17 protein-coding genes are annotated in these 15,846 nt (G+C 50.7%); 5 read left to right on the top strand and 12 right to left on the bottom strand.

Going from position 1 to position 15,846, the window contains the following annotated elements:
- The first annotated feature begins 2 nt into the window (after positions 1 to 2).
- Positions 3 to 245 (top strand): hypothetical protein, encoded by a 243-nt coding sequence (locus FJM65_RS07025; protein ID WP_140620804.1) that lies wholly within the window; start codon positions 3 to 5, stop codon positions 243 to 245.
- A 45-nt stretch (positions 246 to 290) separates the two neighbouring features.
- Positions 291 to 827: a hypothetical protein gene (locus tag FJM65_RS07020; RefSeq protein WP_140620803.1), complete on the top strand. Its 537-nt coding sequence runs from the start codon at positions 291 to 293 to the stop codon at positions 825 to 827.
- A gap of 106 nt (positions 828 to 933) precedes the next feature.
- Here the strand turns inward: FJM65_RS07020 and tsf are convergent, their stop codons facing one another.
- The 6 genes from tsf to FJM65_RS06990 all read right to left on the bottom strand — a co-directional run bounded on the left by tsf (position 934) and on the right by FJM65_RS06990 (position 6,176).
- Positions 934 to 1,767 (bottom strand): translation elongation factor Ts, encoded by an 834-nt coding sequence (gene tsf, locus FJM65_RS07015; RefSeq protein ID WP_140620802.1) that lies wholly within the window; start codon positions 1,765 to 1,767, stop codon positions 934 to 936.
- A gap of 198 nt (positions 1,768 to 1,965) precedes the next feature.
- Entirely contained in the window at positions 1,966 to 2,733 is a 768-nt protein-coding gene (rpsB, locus tag FJM65_RS07010; RefSeq protein ID WP_140620801.1) for a 30S ribosomal protein S2, read from the bottom strand.
- A gap of 21 nt (positions 2,734 to 2,754) precedes the next feature.
- On the bottom strand, positions 2,755 to 3,141 hold the full coding sequence (gene rpsI / locus FJM65_RS07005) for a 30S ribosomal protein S9 (RefSeq protein ID WP_140620800.1): 387 nt from the start codon (positions 3,139 to 3,141) through the stop codon (positions 2,755 to 2,757).
- A gap of 7 nt (positions 3,142 to 3,148) precedes the next feature.
- Positions 3,149 to 3,598: a 50S ribosomal protein L13 gene (gene rplM / locus FJM65_RS07000; protein ID WP_140620799.1), complete on the bottom strand. Its 450-nt coding sequence runs from the start codon at positions 3,596 to 3,598 to the stop codon at positions 3,149 to 3,151.
- Between the two features lie 723 nt (positions 3,599 to 4,321).
- Positions 4,322 to 5,809, bottom strand: coding sequence for a M56 family metallopeptidase (locus FJM65_RS06995; protein WP_140620798.1), 1,488 nt, complete (start codon positions 5,807 to 5,809; stop codon positions 4,322 to 4,324).
- 1 nt (position 5,810) lies between these two features.
- Positions 5,811 to 6,176, bottom strand: a complete 366-nt coding sequence (locus tag FJM65_RS06990; RefSeq protein WP_140620797.1) for a BlaI/MecI/CopY family transcriptional regulator — start codon at positions 6,174 to 6,176, stop codon at positions 5,811 to 5,813.
- A gap of 176 nt (positions 6,177 to 6,352) precedes the next feature.
- On the opposite strand from FJM65_RS06990, the gene FJM65_RS06985 reads away from it, so the two are divergent.
- Entirely contained in the window at positions 6,353 to 7,333 is a 981-nt protein-coding gene (locus FJM65_RS06985) for an NAD(P)H-quinone oxidoreductase (protein ID WP_140620796.1), read from the top strand.
- Positions 7,334 to 7,498: 165 nt separating this feature from the next.
- Here FJM65_RS06985 and FJM65_RS06980 read toward each other — a convergent pair whose 3' ends face one another.
- The 5 genes from FJM65_RS06980 to recA all read right to left on the bottom strand — a co-directional run bounded on the left by FJM65_RS06980 (position 7,499) and on the right by recA (position 12,385).
- A complete protein-coding gene (locus tag FJM65_RS06980; protein WP_140620795.1) occupies positions 7,499 to 8,209 on the bottom strand; it encodes an RluA family pseudouridine synthase in 711 nt (236 codons plus the stop codon).
- A gap of 237 nt (positions 8,210 to 8,446) precedes the next feature.
- Complete coding sequence (locus FJM65_RS06975; RefSeq protein ID WP_140620794.1) at positions 8,447 to 9,478, bottom strand: sensor histidine kinase; 1,032 nt, start codon at positions 9,476 to 9,478, stop codon at positions 8,447 to 8,449.
- A 3-nt stretch (positions 9,479 to 9,481) separates the two neighbouring features.
- Positions 9,482 to 10,171: a response regulator transcription factor gene (locus FJM65_RS06970; RefSeq protein WP_140620793.1), complete on the bottom strand. Its 690-nt coding sequence runs from the start codon at positions 10,169 to 10,171 to the stop codon at positions 9,482 to 9,484.
- Positions 10,172 to 10,357: 186 nt separating this feature from the next.
- Positions 10,358 to 11,167: a DUF3108 domain-containing protein gene (locus FJM65_RS06965; protein ID WP_239022866.1), complete on the bottom strand. Its 810-nt coding sequence runs from the start codon at positions 11,165 to 11,167 to the stop codon at positions 10,358 to 10,360.
- Positions 11,168 to 11,338: 171 nt separating this feature from the next.
- Complete coding sequence (recA, locus tag FJM65_RS06960) at positions 11,339 to 12,385, bottom strand: recombinase RecA (RefSeq protein ID WP_140620792.1); 1,047 nt, start codon at positions 12,383 to 12,385, stop codon at positions 11,339 to 11,341.
- Positions 12,386 to 12,543: 158 nt separating this feature from the next.
- On the opposite strand from recA, the gene FJM65_RS06955 reads away from it, so the two are divergent.
- Positions 12,544 to 13,695 (top strand): hypothetical protein, encoded by a 1,152-nt coding sequence (locus FJM65_RS06955; RefSeq protein WP_239022865.1) that lies wholly within the window; start codon positions 12,544 to 12,546, stop codon positions 13,693 to 13,695.
- Between the two features lie 436 nt (positions 13,696 to 14,131).
- On the opposite strand, the gene FJM65_RS06950 is transcribed toward FJM65_RS06955, so the two are convergent.
- Positions 14,132 to 14,758: a GNAT family N-acetyltransferase gene (locus FJM65_RS06950; protein WP_140620791.1), complete on the bottom strand. Its 627-nt coding sequence runs from the start codon at positions 14,756 to 14,758 to the stop codon at positions 14,132 to 14,134.
- Between the two features lie 163 nt (positions 14,759 to 14,921).
- Here FJM65_RS06950 and FJM65_RS06945 point away from each other — a divergent pair, with 163 nt between their 5' ends.
- Positions 14,922 to 15,794 (top strand): SDR family NAD(P)-dependent oxidoreductase, encoded by an 873-nt coding sequence (locus tag FJM65_RS06945; RefSeq protein WP_140620790.1) that lies wholly within the window; start codon positions 14,922 to 14,924, stop codon positions 15,792 to 15,794.
- The last annotated feature ends 52 nt before the right edge of the window (positions 15,795 to 15,846 follow it).

Genomic DNA, 15,846 nt, shown 5'->3' with positions numbered 1-15,846 from the left:
CCATGAGAGTAGTAGCCGATATACCAAACCCGCACGTGAAGATCACGCTGCACTCCTACAACGGCAAGTATATCCTGAAGCTGGAGAAAGCCAACCTGGAGCAGATCTACAAAATAGAGGAAACCGAAGTGATGGGCGACGAAGGTGTAAAAGCTCTGATTGATGAGGAGTTTATCGAAGGCGTCCTCAACCGTTTTCAGGACATGCGCGACATTTTTGTGAGCACGGTAAGGCGGAATGGGTGAGGGAATATTTACTTTTCTTACCACTGTTGGTGTTGCTCGATTTGTATGAGATATTTAATTACATTATTCGTAATTGTACTTTCCGTAAGCTGTGTGCCACAAAAAGGAGTGCGGGAAGTGAAGGTCCTTTTAAAAGCAAAACCACCATTTGCCAACCAGGGAGAACAAGAAGATTATTGGGCACAAGAGTTGTTCAAAAATGAATATAAAAAGACGCTTTACCCCAAGTTTACTGGCCAAATAGTAACCAACGGTTCTAAAGTTCATTTTGGAAAAGAAGGGTTTGTCGAATTCTCTAACTTAAGACCTGAATATCAACTTATATTCGAAGAAGGATTATTTTATCCTGATTTACTCGGGGCTACTAGCTTGAGCATAGGAAATTTTGAAGAGCTTGATTTTCTATCAGATGATCCAAGAGTAAAAAGATTTAGGTTTTGGCTTTATTATCCAGATTCTGCGAATCCACAGGTTTTCTTTTTAGAATTAACCAATGAAAAGGCAGGCAGGCGATCAAATTGGGTAACATTTATCGACAAAGCCCAATTAACCTTTATAAAAGCGGGATGGATAATTTTGTAGAATTAGTATGAACAAATTATAAAATATAAATTGATTTGGCTCAGTGTTACCCAACAAAAAAGCCCCTGAGAAATCAGGGGCTTTTTCTTTATACTTTCAGCTGAACTTAAGCGATAGCTACGCGCTTGAACTCGCTAACTGTCATGCCTTTGCTTGTGTTGTCAAGCAGCTTGGCTACAGAAACAGATGGGTCTTTCACGAAGTCCTGGTTCAACAGGGTGTTGTCTTTGTAGAACTTGTTCAGTTTGCCCTGCGCGATTTTTTCCAGCATTTGCTCTGGCTTGCCTTCGGCACGCGCCTGCTCTTTGCCAACCTCAATCTCACGCTCAACAGTAGCAGAGTCAACGCCGTCTTTGTCCACCGCGATTGGGTTCATGGCAGCAATCTGCATTGCCACGTCTTTGCCTACTTCCTCTACGTCAGCACCGTTTGTGTTTACAAGGCCAACCAGTACACCCAGCTTGCCATTAGAGTGGTTGTAGTTTACAACTTTCTCAGCTTTCACAGTCTGGTAAGAAACTACGTCGATTTTCTCACCGATTTTACCCATCAGGTCCGTGATGTGGTCCTGCAGCGAGCGGCCGTCAGCCTGAGGAGCAGCAAGCAGCTCTTCTTTAGTAGCAGCGTTTGTAGAAACAGCAGTTTCCATAGCGGCTTTCGCCAGGTTCTGGAAGTCCTCTACTTTAGATACTGGCTCAGTTTCGCAAGCCAGGGCAATTACTTTACCGTTAGTGCCATCTTCGCTTACATGCGTCAGCACGATACCCTCAGAGGTAGCGTTGTCAGCGCGCTTGCTGGCAATTTTCTGGCCTTGCTTGCGCAGAATATCTTTAGCTGCCTCAAAGTCGCCGTTAGCTTCAGTAAGCGCCTTCTTGCAGTCCATCATACCGGCTCCGGTTTCCTGACGGAGTTTGTTAACGTCTTGTGCTGTAATAGCCATCTTTCTTATAATTAGAAATTAAAAATTATAAATTAGAAATTATTGCGAGAGGTGCTTTCCCGTTTCGACTTTCATGAAACCCCGTACCCGGAGTCTGTTGTCTTACGTATTGTGTCTCTCCTATGCCCTAAAACAAACTGAACATTGAAGCGGAGTATGCCCAATGTTCAGTTTGATAAGTGCAATATGAATTAGGTTTTATTGCTCGTCAGCTTCCTGCTTCGCCTTAATTCCTTCTTCTTCAGAACGCTTGCGCTCAGTTTCTTCTTTGTCCACTTTGCGCTCAGACAGACCTTCTTCGATAGCCTTGCCTACGATCGATACGATCAGGGCTACAGACTTAGAAGCGTCGTCGTTTGCAGGGATAGGGAAGTCTACCAGCTCTGGGTTAGAATTCGTATCGCAAACCGCGAATACTGGCAGGTTTAGTTTCTGAGCTTCTTTTACCGCGATGTGCTCACGCTTCACGTCCACGATGAACAGAGCAGCTGGCAGGCGAGACAGGTCGGCAATACCGCCCAGTACACGATCCAGTTTCTCACGCTCACGAGACAGCATCAGCTTCTCACGCTTCGCCAGTGCCTTAGACTGCTCCGGGTCTTTCATCATCTTATCGATGGTAGACATTTTCTTCAGAGACTTACGCACCGTAGCGAAGTTTGTCAGCATACCACCCAGCCAACGCTCGGTAACGTAAGGCATCTTCAGGCGACGCGCCTCTTCTGCCACGATCTCTTGCGCTTGCTTCTTGGTAGCTACAAAAAGGATTTTACGACCAGACTTTGCGATGTTCTTGATAGCGGCCGTAGCCTCATCCAGCGCAACCAAAGTTTTGTTCAGGTCAATGATGTGGATACCGTTTTTCTCCATGAAAATGTATGGAGCCATTTTCGGGTCCCACTTGCGGGTAAGGTGGCCAAAGTGAACACCTGCCTCAAGTAATTCTTTATAGTTAGTACTTGCCATGTTGTTGATACACCTTTAATATTAACGTTTGCTGAACTGGAATGAACGACGAGCTTTGCGCTTACCGAACTTCTTACGCTCCACCATACGTGGGTCACGCGTAATGAAGCCCTCTTTCTTAAGAGCTGATTTCGTCTCGGCGTTTTCTACTACCAGTGCTTTAGATATAGCAAGTCTAAGTGCTTCAGCCTGGCCGCTTACACCACCACCTCTAAGATTGGCTTTCACATCGTACTTGCCAATAGCTTCCAAGGTTCTGAACGGCTGATTCACAATAGTTTGAAGTACTTCGCTAGGGAAGTAGTCCTTGATATCTCTACCGTTAATAGTGATATTCCCTTGCCCGGCCGTCATGTAGATACGAGCCACCGAGGTTTTTCTTCTACCAGATGTATTGATAACTTCCATTAATTAATTAGATGTTGAGGGTTAATTCTTTAGGCTGCTGAGCTGCAAATGGGTGCTCGCTTCCTGCAAAAACATGAAGATTACGGAACAGCTCGCGGCCCAGTCTGTTTTTAGGCAACATGCCACGAACAGCGCGCTCTACAAGCAGCATAGATGATTTAGCCTTAAGCTCACGTGGAGAAGTCTTCTTCTGACCGCCTGGGTAACCAGTGTGCGTCAGGTAGTACTTCTGATCCCACTTACGGCCTGTGAAACGTGTGTCATCAGCGTTGATGATGATCACGTTGTCGCCGCAGTCAGCGAAAGGAGTGTACGAAGGCTTGTGCTTGCCTTTCAGGATCTTGGCAACCTCAGATGCCACACGACCCAAGCTTCCTTGCCCTGCATCAACAATCACCCAGCCTTTGTTGGCTGTCTTCTTGCTGACAGTAAGGGTCTTATAACTTAAATGATCCATTTTTAGTGGTTGTAAGCGATTTATTTATTTAAATTATGAACTTTCGGTTCTTGGAAAATGGACACAAAGATAGAAGCTATTTATTTGATATGCAACAGATAGTGCGAAATATGCTGGGATACAGGGAAATAGTATGTTTATGGCAGGGAAAGGTGCAGGATTGCTACTTTATACTTTCATTGCTGCTGCTTTCTGCAACTGCACAATAGCTATCCTTTCTCGCTACTGATCATCCTCAGCCTTACATACCTATCGTATCATTTTATACTTGGCTCCCTCCAAGGCTGGGAGGCCTCGCCTTGGGGGTAGGGGCCCTCGATAAGGGCATCGCGCTGTCTACATTTCCTTTGCTCCTGCGTCGCAATGCCTGCGGCACCGGAAATCTAGAAGGCGCTCAACCCAAAGGCTGGGATCAACTTCGATAGCCACGGCTGACGGAGTTTAAACCAAGTCCCCCTTCGAAGGGGGCAGGGGGATGATAATCGTTTCTGAGCAATTCCCCTCCTCGGAGGGGTTAGGGGTGGGTTTATACTTCTGCTGATGATAACAGCAGCAATGAATCTTACACTCCAGCATCCGTAATTTCAGATTCCCCTCCTTAGGCAAGCGAGAATGGGAGTTCGAAGCTTGCGAGCGTAGCTCTGAGGGGCAGGGGTTGAAAACGGAACAGCTTTAAATGCAACCGCCCGGCAGCTAAAACTGCCAGGCGGCTGTACTTTATACTTATTGCTTGCTTCTAACAGGCGGCGGTGGGGGAGGTAGCTGCGGCAATGCGCCATACTTGGCTTCTGCAGCCGGTATCCTGGGGTTCCTGTTGTAGGCGTACTCCTCTGTTTTTCCATTTTTGAGGAACACCACAAACGAAGTCAGGTCGTATTCTTTTCTGTTGTTGAACTTAAAGCCGACGTACTTCACTTGTGGGTTGCGCTTCAGAAAAGCTTTGTGATCTTCCGGAAGGTTAGCCGCGTTTTTATAGTACTCGTCGGTTACACCCATGATATAAGTATAAGGCTCCTCCTCCTGCTGTTCAACTTTAATTTGCGTGCCAGGTTTAGCTGGAGATTCAGCTGAAATCTTTTTGTTAAACTCTATTACCTCCGGAGCGTCCTGGTTCTTCTTGGTTGTGATGGCGACCACTCCTTTGGCTTTCTCTGCGCCTAGCAGCTTTTTCGCGCCTTCCCCTTTGAGCACATTTATACTGTGAACCTCGTTAGGGTCCAGGTTTTTAATGGCATCATCGGCAGTCTTAACGCCATCAACATAATACACAACCGAGTCGGAAACAGTGGCTGTGGAGCCAGCAGATTCCTGGTAGGAGTTATTTGTCGGCGCTTCCGGGGCTTTGGTATAAGCCGTGGCCAGAAAGGTAGGGGCGGCAACCAGAGGAATAAGGACAACATAGCGCGCGACATGCCTCAACGAGGTTTTGTTTTTGTTCATCATAACGATTCTTGTTTTAAGTGATGGGAAATGGAATTGGTTAGCAATCTGCGGCTCCGTAGGGCCTGTAATCTTCAGGAGAAGGTATTGGTAGGCTTTTCGGTCGGCGCCGGCGCTTACCACCTGCCGGTCGGCAATAAACTCCAGGTTCTCTTTCAGCGCCTTCTTCAGGAGCCACACGCCTGGGTTAAACCAGCAGAGGATGGTGCTCAGCTCGGCCAACAGCACATCCAGCGTATGCCAGCCCCGCACGTGCGCCAGCTCATGCCGAAGTATGGCGTTCAGCTCCTCCGGCTTGTGCTGCCGAGGGTTCAGGTAAATGCTTTGCCAGAACGAGAAAGCCTCGGTGATACGTTGCGTAGCCCTGAACGGGGTGCCGTGATGCCTGGCAGGGGCAGAGGAAGTGTGGATGTTGTAAAGCGCGGTAAACTGCAGCGCCATTCTGCAAGCCATAAACACAGTGCCCGCCCAAAACAGGTACACAGGCAGCTGCCAGTAATCAAAGGCGCTAGCTTGGGCTGGTGCAGCGTTGGTAACGGCCCAGGCAGGCAGTGCGACGGCGTAAGACGTTACCTGTGCCAGCTCCTGGTGGCGGCTGAACAGCTCCGACAGGTCCAGGAGCGGGTACAGCGAAGAGAACACTAGCCCGAACACCAGGAACAGGCGGTTTAAAGTATAAAAGGTGAGGGGCCGCAGCACAAAATGGTAGGCCAGGTAAAACAGCAGCAGCGCCACGTTTACTTTCAGGAGGTATAAAATCAGCTCAGGCATATCATTCCGGTTTTTTGTTCTCGATCATGTTGATAATCTCTTTCAGCTCCTCCGCGCTGATCTGCTTTTCTTTGGCAAAAAAGGCCACCAGCTCTTTGTAGGAGTTCTTGAAGTAATCGCCCACAAAGCCTTTCATGAAGCGCTTTTTGTAGTCCTCCTGCTTTATGAGCGGCAGGTAGCGATAGGAGTTGCCGAGTTTCTCGCCCTGCACATATCCTTTTTTCTCCAGGTTTTTAACCGTAGAGGCGAGCGTGGTGTAAGGTGGCTTCGGCTCTGGCATGTGCTCCAGGAACTCCTTTATAAAGCCTCCTTCCAAAGACCATACAGTTTGCATGGCCTCCTCTTCTTGTTGTGTCAGTTTCTCCATCGTCTTACGTTGTTTTCGTATAGTTACGAATGTTTCGTAATAAAAGCTACGAAAACTTCGTAAATATTTTCTGCAAGTGTGTTTGCAGCCTTGCAGCGGCTATTTTATTTTTGGTGGGCAACCTCTTTCCCTAATCAGCGTCTGTCTGAACACCACATACTAATAACTGCATCAGCATGAAAGCCATACTTGTAAAACAGCCGGGCGGACCGGAGCAACTTGTTCTCGGAGATTTTGAAAAGCCGCTCCCGAAGCCATACGAACTGTTGGTAAAAGTGCACGCCACCGCGCTTAACCGCGCTGATACCCTGCAGCGGCAGGGCAAGTACCCGCCACCCAAAGACGCCAGTCCGCTGCTGGGGCTGGAGATGGCCGGGGAGGTAGTGGAGGCAGGCATTAACTGCACCAGGTATAAAAAAGGCGATAAAGTGTTTGGCCTGTTGTCCGGAGGCGGCTATGCCGAGTATGCCGTGATAGACGAAGCCATGGCCATGCCGGTGCCGGAGAATTTAAGTATGGAAGAGGCCGCAGCCATACCTGAGGTGTTCCTGACGGCGTGGCAGGCGCTGGTGTGGCTAGGCAGGCTGCAGGCCGGCGAGCGGGCGCTGATCCATGCCGGGGCGAGCGGCGTGGGCACGGCGGCCATACAACTGGCGCGGGCCTTGAAAGCGGAGGTGCTGGTAACGGCGTCGGAGCAGAAAATACAGGCTTGCCTTGATTTAGGAGCGCACAAAGCGATCAACTATAAAGAGGTTCCTTTTGAGGATGAGGTGCTGGCCTATACAAACAGCGAGGGCGTGGACGTGATCGTGGACTTTATAGCCGGGCCATACTTCAACCAGAACCTCAACTGCCTGCGCCTGGATGGCCGCCTGGTTATACTTGCCAGTCTGGGTGGCGGTAAGGTGGATGGGGTAGACCTGCGCAAAATCCTGACGAAACGCCTGCACGTGATGGGCTCCACGCTGCGCTCCAGATCCAAAGAGTACCAGATAAAGCTGACAGAAGATCTTGCCCGTTTTGCGCTGCCGCTGTTTAAGGAGGGGAAGCTAAAGCCGGTGGTAGACTCGGTATACGATTGGAAAGACGTGGCCGAAGCGCACCGCTACATGGAGCAGAACAAGAACATCGGAAAGATCGTGCTGCGGGTTGAGTAGGGTATAGGATACAAGGCAATTTTATTTTCATTCTTAGCAAAGGGGCCGTAGATTTTCTACCGCCCCTTTGCTAAGTATAGGAAAACACTTATTGATGAGGTGACATTTGAGATAAAATCACTCGGAATGTTAGTCTTACCTCTAGTATCTAAAGTCTTGTGTCTATTAATGTGCCCGCAGCTGCTTTACCAGCACGGCAAAGTCTTTAGGATAGGGGGCCTCTATTTTTACAGGCTCGCCATCTAACAGCGTAAAGCCAATGTTAAACGAGTGCAGCGCAAACCGCTTGATCAGCGGCAGCTCTTCTGTTTCTTTTTTAAGGTTATAGCCGCGCTTCAGCTGGCTCAGGAACACGTTCTCGCCGCCGTACAAGGTATCGCCCACGATAGGGGCGTTTATAGAAGCCAGGTGTACGCGTATCTGGTGCAGACGACCGGTTACAGGCATGCATTCCACTAGCGTATGGCGGGCGTATGTTTCCAGGGTGGTGAAGTATGTTTCTGCGGGTTTGCCCTTGGGCGTCAGGTGGGCCACGCCTTTGGCGTTTGGCAAAATGGATTTGCTCACCAGCTCGTCTTCAAACTTATGCACGCCCCATGCCACAGCGTGGTATACTTTGTATACCTGCCGGTGCTCAAACTGCATGGATAGGTGGCGGTAAGCCTCCGGGTTTTTAGCAAAAGCCAGGCAGCCCGAGGTGTCTTTATCCAACCGGTGACAGGCCTGCAGGTCCGGGTTGTGCTGGCGGGCAAGCTTCAGCAGGTGGGTGGTGTTGGGCGTGCGGTCCTCCAGCGTCGAGAGGAAGGGCGGCTTATTCACTACCACATAATCCTCATTCTCAAATATGATCAGGTCTTTAAAAACCGGGTACTTCATCCGTTAGTATACTTTGTTCAGGCACAGCCATACATTGCGGCCGCGCATCCTGCAAAGATACTTAATATAATTGTTTGATGGCTTAATTGTTAAACTGTTGGGTAAGTTGGCAGAGCTCTTTTGCTGCGTTCGCTATCTAAAGAGCACTCCTGTGAAGTATGATACGAGCGGGAAAGCTTGACGCACGGAAGGGCAGCTTTAAAGTATAGCCATCCAACAATTTAACAATAAAACAATTTAGACTTTCGCCTTCTGCAGCTTGAAGCGTAGGGTGGTGCCTTTGCCCACCTCGCTTTTTACGGCGATAAAGGAGCGGTGTGCCTCCACGATGTGCTTGCAGATGGAAAGGCCAAGGCCGGTACTGGTGGTGTCGCGGGCGCGGCTCTTGTCGATGCGATAGAAGCGCTCGAAGATGCGGTTGATGTGCTCCTGCGCTATGCCTTTGCCGTCGTCTTTCACGGTAATGGTATACTTCCGTTTTCCTTCGTCAAACGTTACCCAGATGTTGCCGCCTTTCCGGCCATACTTTATGGCATTATCTATCAGGTTCAGGAACACCTGGCGGATGCGGTTAGGGTCGGCATAGAGCATGATTGGCTCGTCGGCCTCCACGTGCAGGGCGATCTGCTGCGCGGCAGCTTTCTGCTCCAGCTGCTCGGCCACCTCGCGCACCAGCTGGGCCACATCAAAATTACGCTTGGCCATCTTCACCACGCCTTTCTCAAACTGCGAAATGCTGATCAAATCGAGCACCAGGGCATCCAGGCTGTCGAGGCTTTTGGCGGCTTTTTGCAGAAACTTGTCGCGCACGTTGGGGTCGTCCACGGCGCCATCCAGCAAGGTATGGATAAAGCCCTGCGCCGCAAAAATGGGCGTCTTCAGCTCATGCGACACATCCGCCAGAAACTCGCTGCGCATATTTTGCAAGCGCTTCAGTTCATCAATCTCCTGCTGCTTGTGCTCCGCGATCAGGTATATCTCGTCCTTTATCTTCTTCAGCGGGTCGGCGGTGAACGTGGAGCGGCTCTCGGCCTTTTTAAAGTCCTGGCGCTTTAGCTTCTCCAGGCTGGAGTATACATGCTTTACCTCCCGGAACACCAGCGCCTCGTAAGACAGGTGCACCAGCACAAAGCAGCAGACAAACACCAGTATAAGCGCCACTAGATAGCCTTGGGAGGAAAAGGAACCGGCTAAAGCAAGAAAGGCGGTGAGCACAAGTGCTACCGCCAGTGAGGTTAAAAGGGCAAGCGTGCGGGAGTTTAGGTTCATGTATTAGTCGGTGTTAAACTTATAGCCAACACCTTTGATGGTTTTAATGTTCTCTTCGCCTACTTTCTCGCGTACTTTGCGCACGTGCACATCCACGGTGCGGGCAATTACATACACGTCGTTGCCCCAGATGTTGCTCAGCAGCTCTTCGCGCGTGTATACTTTGTTGGGCGTGGCAGCCAGAAAAGCCAGCAACTCAAACTCCTTTTTGGGCAGCGTGATCTTCTCGTTGCCTTTGTACACGGCAAAGCTGGAGCGGTCTATCTTCAGGTCCCCGGCCTCAATTATCTTGTCCTGTTCTTCCTGCTGGGCCTCGCGGCGGGCGAACGCAGCCAGGCGGCTTAGCAGGGCGCGGGGCTTTATCGGTTTGGTGATAAAGTCGTCGGCACCGGCCTCAAAAGCAGCTACCTCTGAGAACTCTTCGGAACGTGCGGTCAGGAAGATGATGTGCGTATGGCGAAACTCCTCCATATCGCGTAGCTGGCGGCATGCGGCGATGCCGTCCATCACCGGCATCATCACGTCCATCAGTATGATGTCAGGTTTCACGCGCTTCGCCACTTCGATGGCTTTTTTGCCATTGTCGGCGGTCTCCACCTCATATCCCTCGCGGGTAAGGTTGTACTGCAGCAGCTCCACGATGTCCGGATCGTCGTCTACCACTAAAACTTTGTAATGCGATGCTGTATGCACGTTTCAGAGAGTTAGTTCAGCACTTTTTGTAGCACCATCCCTTTGGCAGTAAGCGCAACATCGATGGTGTTTTGTTAGTGTAAATATACCATACTTTGTGGCAGTTAGTGGCGGCGTAAACAAATCATAACGAATTGTTAACATTCGGGCAAAAGAAAAGCCAGCGGGGGCAGCTGGCTTTCTGAGTTATTTGCTGGCAAAGAGTAGCTTGTTCTTCAGGTTCTTATAGTCGTAAAGGTTTATTTTTACAGAGCCCACAAACATCTCGGCCTGTATCAGCACCGGTATCTTGTTCTTATCATCCGATAAGTATACTGTAATGGAGTTCTCCCCGTTAAACAAGTCGTTTTTGGGCATGCGCGGTACCAGCTTAATGGCCCTGATAGTGCCGGCTTTGGTGTTCACCACCTCGCGGCCACGGTACTCTACCTCCATGTCAAAGTTTTCCTCGTCAAAAAATCCCTGTACGGTGGTTTTATCGCCCACGTGCATGTTGTCGAAGTCCAGGGTGCGCAGGTAGTAAAAGCCACTCACAATGTCCTGCACATTATCGCTCACCTTATAGGTTTTGCGCTCTCTCTTTGATTTTTTCTTTTTCTCCACATGCGCTTTATTGGCATAGTGGTCAAAGTCCACGGTTTCGTGCTTGCGGTAATTGCCTTCTTCTATGTTTCGGAAAGAGCGCTGCGGCACAATGGCAGCCGTGTCGATGTATGACTGCCAGGTATCCCGAATGCGGATGAACAGATCGAAAGAACCGTTGGTTTTGCCGTATACCGTAGCTTTATAACAAGGCCGGTTGTTAACAGTATGAATTTCTGGCGATACGTTAATGACTGCCTCTGCAGCCGTAATAGGTCCGTAATGTACCTTATACTTTAAAACCTCGCCAGTGCCAAAGCTCTCGTTGGGCAGGTAGCGCATACTGTCTTTGGTGGCAAAGCCAAAAATAACAAGTGTAATAAGTATGAGTACAGGGAAAAACTTCTTCATCATAAGTGCCTTCCTTTAGGTTGTGGTTGTCAATACCTGTTTTTAATCAAGTTTTGTACCAACTGCTTCTCAAGCCTTAAGTTATGGAATCTCCTTTAGCTATTCAACTGATTTTAAACAAAAAAGGTGCTACCATGGTAGCACCTTTTTTTATTTCAGGTCAGGAAATAGATTTCACTCGCCTGATGCAGCGGCATCGTCCAGGGCGGCGGCTACTTTCTCCGGCTCGCCTTTCACGATCGCTCTGATCTTACCTTCGATCTCTTCCATCAGCTCCGGGTTGTCCAGCAGGATCTGCTTCACACCGTCGCGGCCCTGGCCCAGTTTGTCGCCGTTGTACGAGAACCAGGAACCGGATTTGTTCACGATGCCCAGCTCAACGCCCAGGTCCAGCACCTCGCCAACTTTAGAGATGCCTTCGCCATACATGATGTCGAACTCCACCACCTTAAACGGAGGCGCTACTTTGTTCTTTACTACCTTCACGCGGGTGCGGTTACCGGTAATGTTGTCAGCGCTCTCTTTGATCTGGCCCACACGGCGGATATCCAGACGCACAGAAGCGTAGAACTTCAGGGCGTTACCGCCGGTCGTTGTCTCCGGGTTGCCGAACATCACGCCGATCTTCTCGCGCAGCTGGTTGATAAAGATACAGGTACATCCCGTTTTGTTGATCGTACCGGTCAGCTTACGCAATGCCTGCGACATCAAACGCGCTTGCAGACCCATCTTACTGTCACCCATGTCGCCTTCCAGTTCGCCTTTCGGCACGAGGGCGGCCACGGAGTCAATTACAATAATATCAATAGCGCCGGAGCGGATCAGGTGGTCGGCGATCTCTAGCGCCTGCTCCCCGTTGTCCGGCTGCGATATCAGTAGGTTTTCTGTGTCGATTCCTAATTTCTGGGCGTATACCCTGTCGAATGCGTGCTCTGCATCAATAAACGCTGCCAGGCCGCCTTTTTTCTGCGCCTCGGCGATGCAGTGCATGGTAAGCGTGGTTTTACCGGAAGATTCAGGTCCGTAGATCTCTACGACACGGCCACGTGGCAAACCGCCGATACCCAACGCAATGTCCAGACCCAGCGAACCAGTGGAAATGGCCGGAATGTCCTCCACCTTGTTGTCGCTCAACTTCATTACGGTGCCTTTGCCGTAGGTTTTGTCGAGCTTGTCCATGGTCAGCTGCAGGGCCTTCAGTTTTTCGTTGCTTACGCTCATGTGTTTTCTTAATTAGCTTTATATTGAAGGTGAAATTACTAATTCGAAGCCAATCTGCAAAATAGTTTGCAAGTATTTTGCTAATTTTTTTAGCTGTTTGGCGCCGACTGATTATAACATAGCTGCACCTGTTTTTGTGCCATACTTAGCGCTTTTTTATGCACTTCCTAAAAGTTTTTTTTCTGCTGATTCTGTTGATTGTAAGCCGGTTTGCAGGGGCGCAAATAAATAACCGCGCCCTGCTGCAGCCTGTGCAGGTGCAGGAGCAAAATGCTAACGAGGTTAGGATGGAGCTACAGGTGCTGGGCTTCTTCCGGAACAACGAGTATTTCAACAAAATCGCTGACGGCTATACTTTATTTGGCTACCAGCTTAACCCTAGACTTACCTACCAGCCAACAGGCAATGTGGTAGTGCAGGCAGGTGTGCTGCTCTGGAAAGATTTCGGGGCAGCGGGCTACGAAGACATTGCGCCCACTTTTACTATAAAGGTGCAGCAGGAGCGGTGGCAGCTGCTGTTCGGCACATTGGAGGGCAACCTGGGCCATGGCTACATAGAACCGCTGTACGACTTTGAGCGCCTCCTCCTGAACCGGCTGGAAAATGGTGTGCAGTATAAACTCAGCACGCACCGCCTGCGCCTGGATGCTTGGGTAGATTGGGTGAACTTGCTGTACCGCGGCGAAGACGACCAGGAGCGGATACATGGCGGCGCTACTATGGCGATACTGCTTTTGGAGCGTCCGGGCCGCGAGAACGCTGCGGATAGTTTATACTTGTCGCTGCCGCTGCAGTTTACGGCACAGCACAAAGGTGGCCAGATTGATGCCTCCGACCTGCCGCTAACCACTGTAGCCAACGCCGCCGTTGGCCTGGAACTGGAGAAGAAGTATAACCGGCGCGTGCTGCAGCGGCTGTACACCAGAAATTACCTGGTGGGATTTAAGGATTTTTCTTCGGTGGGGCAGCTGCCGTTTGAGCAGGGCCACGGGCTATACTTAAATGCAGGAGCCGATACCCGCTACCTGAACACCATGCTGAGCTATTGGCGCGGCGACGGTTACATTTCTGAGCTCGGCGGGAAACTCTTCCAGTCGGCCTCCACCACGTTTAAGCACCCCGACTACCTGGAGGAGAAGCGGGAGCTGCTCATGCTGAGGCTGATGAAAGACATTGATTTGGCAGATGGGTTGGACCTGGTGCTGCGCCTGGAGCCGTTGGTGGATTTCCATGACCCGCAACTGGAGTTCTCCAGCGGCCTCTACCTCAACTTTAACACCAGCTTTTTTCTGGCAAAGGCAAAGCAGTAAGCAGTAAGACAATATAGTATACAGCTTAGCTTACTAGCGAAAACTTAAAGTGCTGGCGAACTTTGAACGCTTCTGGCGCAAGCGTCCGCTTGTGCCTTTGTCCCACCGCTTTCTGCAACTGGAGCCAAGCTATCCTTACTAGCTGCCGTACATCCTCAGTCTTACAAACCTACTGTTGCATTTTATACTTTGGTGCCCTCAAGGCCGGGAGGCCTCGGCTTGGGTAAAATCTCTCTCCTTAGACAAGGAGGGGCAAGGGTGGTTGGTTGGAACCGGTACTGCAGAAACGCGGACAAGGATGTTCGCATCAGCCTAAGTTCCGGACTAGGAAGTCCGGAACAGCTGCGTGGGGGAAAGTAATAGTATACCTCCCTCTCCTGTTTTGGGTAGGGGCTCTCGATAAAAGGAGAGGGCTGGGGTAGGGTTTTGAAGAAGCCTATGCCACAGCCGTAGAACTTGCCTCCTGCTGCTGTGCGTTCTCGAAATCCAGACGGGTAATGCCGTAGTAGCTTAGGTCCAGTAGCGTGTCAGAGTCGGTGCCACGGTAGTCGCAGCGCAACACGCCTTCTTTCACAAAGCCGCAGCTTTCGGCCAGGGAGCCGTAGCTTTCGTTGGTGTTGGTGCAGCGCAGGTATACTTTGTTCAGCCCCAGCGGGCCAAAGGCGAACCTGATCACTTCCTGCAGCGCCTCTTGTGCCAACTGGCGTGTAGCGGGCCAGGCGGTAAAGTATAAGCCTAGCTCAGCTTTCGGAATAGAGCGGTCCAGGTTTTTTAGGGCAATGTCGCCAATGTAATGGTTGTCCTCTTTTTGCCACACGCCAAAATCAAAGGTGCGGCGGTTGTCCCAGTCGGTGCGCAGCTGCTGCACTTGTGTGCGGGCATCATCCAGCACTCGTACCCGCGCCAGGCGACCCGAGAAGGCAGGATTTAAATAGGCTGCATTTTCCTGCATCAGGCGCATAAAGTCTTGTTCATCGCCCTCCTGGTAAGGGCGCAGCAGAAGGTGGGCGGTGTCCAGCTGCGTGTCGAAGGTTTCGGGCAGGGTATTGTACAGGTAGCTCATGGTGTGCTTAGCTTATGTATGGTTAGGTAGGCAGAATCACTCTATCCTGTCATACGCTATCCGCTAGAAAACGTGTTGCAGCATGCCCTGTTTGTTTCCGGTTAACCACTCCTGTTCTGTAAACGTTACAACATACTATCAACATCATAAAAAGAAACATATTATGGGAAACAGACTTGAAGGAAAAGTGGCTATCGTGACTGGCGGTGGCTCAGGTATAGGCGAGGCGGTTTGCAAAAAGTTCGCGCAAGAAGGAGCCAAGGTGATTGTGGCCGGCTTTCCGGAGGACCCGGTAGAGGAGGTGGCGCAGGAGATACAGGAGGAGGGAGGCACGGCCACACCTTACACCGGCGACCTGTCGGTGCTGGCCAATGCCAAGAGTTGCGTGCAGCTGGCGGTAAAGCAGTATGGCAAACTCGATATCCTGGTAAATAACGCCGGCACCTTTCCGGAGACAAACATGCTCACCGACTTTACAGAAGAGGCGTTTGACTACCTGCTGAAAAACAACATCCGGTCGGCTTTTGCCATGAGCAAGGCGGCGCTGCCGGAACTGCAGAAAACCAAAGGAAACATTGTAAGCGCCGGCTCAGAGTCAGGTGCGCTGGGCCTGGCCCAGAACGCCCCTTATGGCGGCACAAAGGGCTTTATGCATGCCTTTGCCAAAGGCTTGGCGGCAGAGCAGGCACAGAAAGGCGTGCGGAGTAACATTGTGGCGCCAGGCCCCATCGATACAGGCTGGACGCACAAGGAAACCGGGCCCATGGATAGCCAGATGGAGCAGATGGTTACCAAAGGCACGCTGATGGGGCGCCGCGGCACCCCGGAGGAAGTAGCCAACGTGTACTTGTTCCTGGCTTCTGATGAGGCGTCTTATGTTACTGGCGCGATCTTCCCGGTAGATGGAGGCACACTGATCGCCAAAGGACCTGCCGGCGACCAGGCGGCCGAAAGTATGAAAGCGCAGCCGGACGGCAAGCTAAAGCTGAAGCACTCGAAGGAGAGCCATACTTCTATCCGAAGCCAGGATAAGTAGCGCTGCACAGCCTTTTGTAAAAAGCGAAAGCCACTCCATACTTGCGGAGTGG

Origin of the sequence: Pontibacter mangrovi (assembly GCF_006385705.1) — a bacterium.
Classification (GTDB): Bacteria; Bacteroidota; Bacteroidia; order Cytophagales; family Hymenobacteraceae; genus Pontibacter; species Pontibacter mangrovi.
Note: the sequence above shows the minus strand (reverse complement) of the source record. Positions and strands in the feature narration are given on the sequence as shown.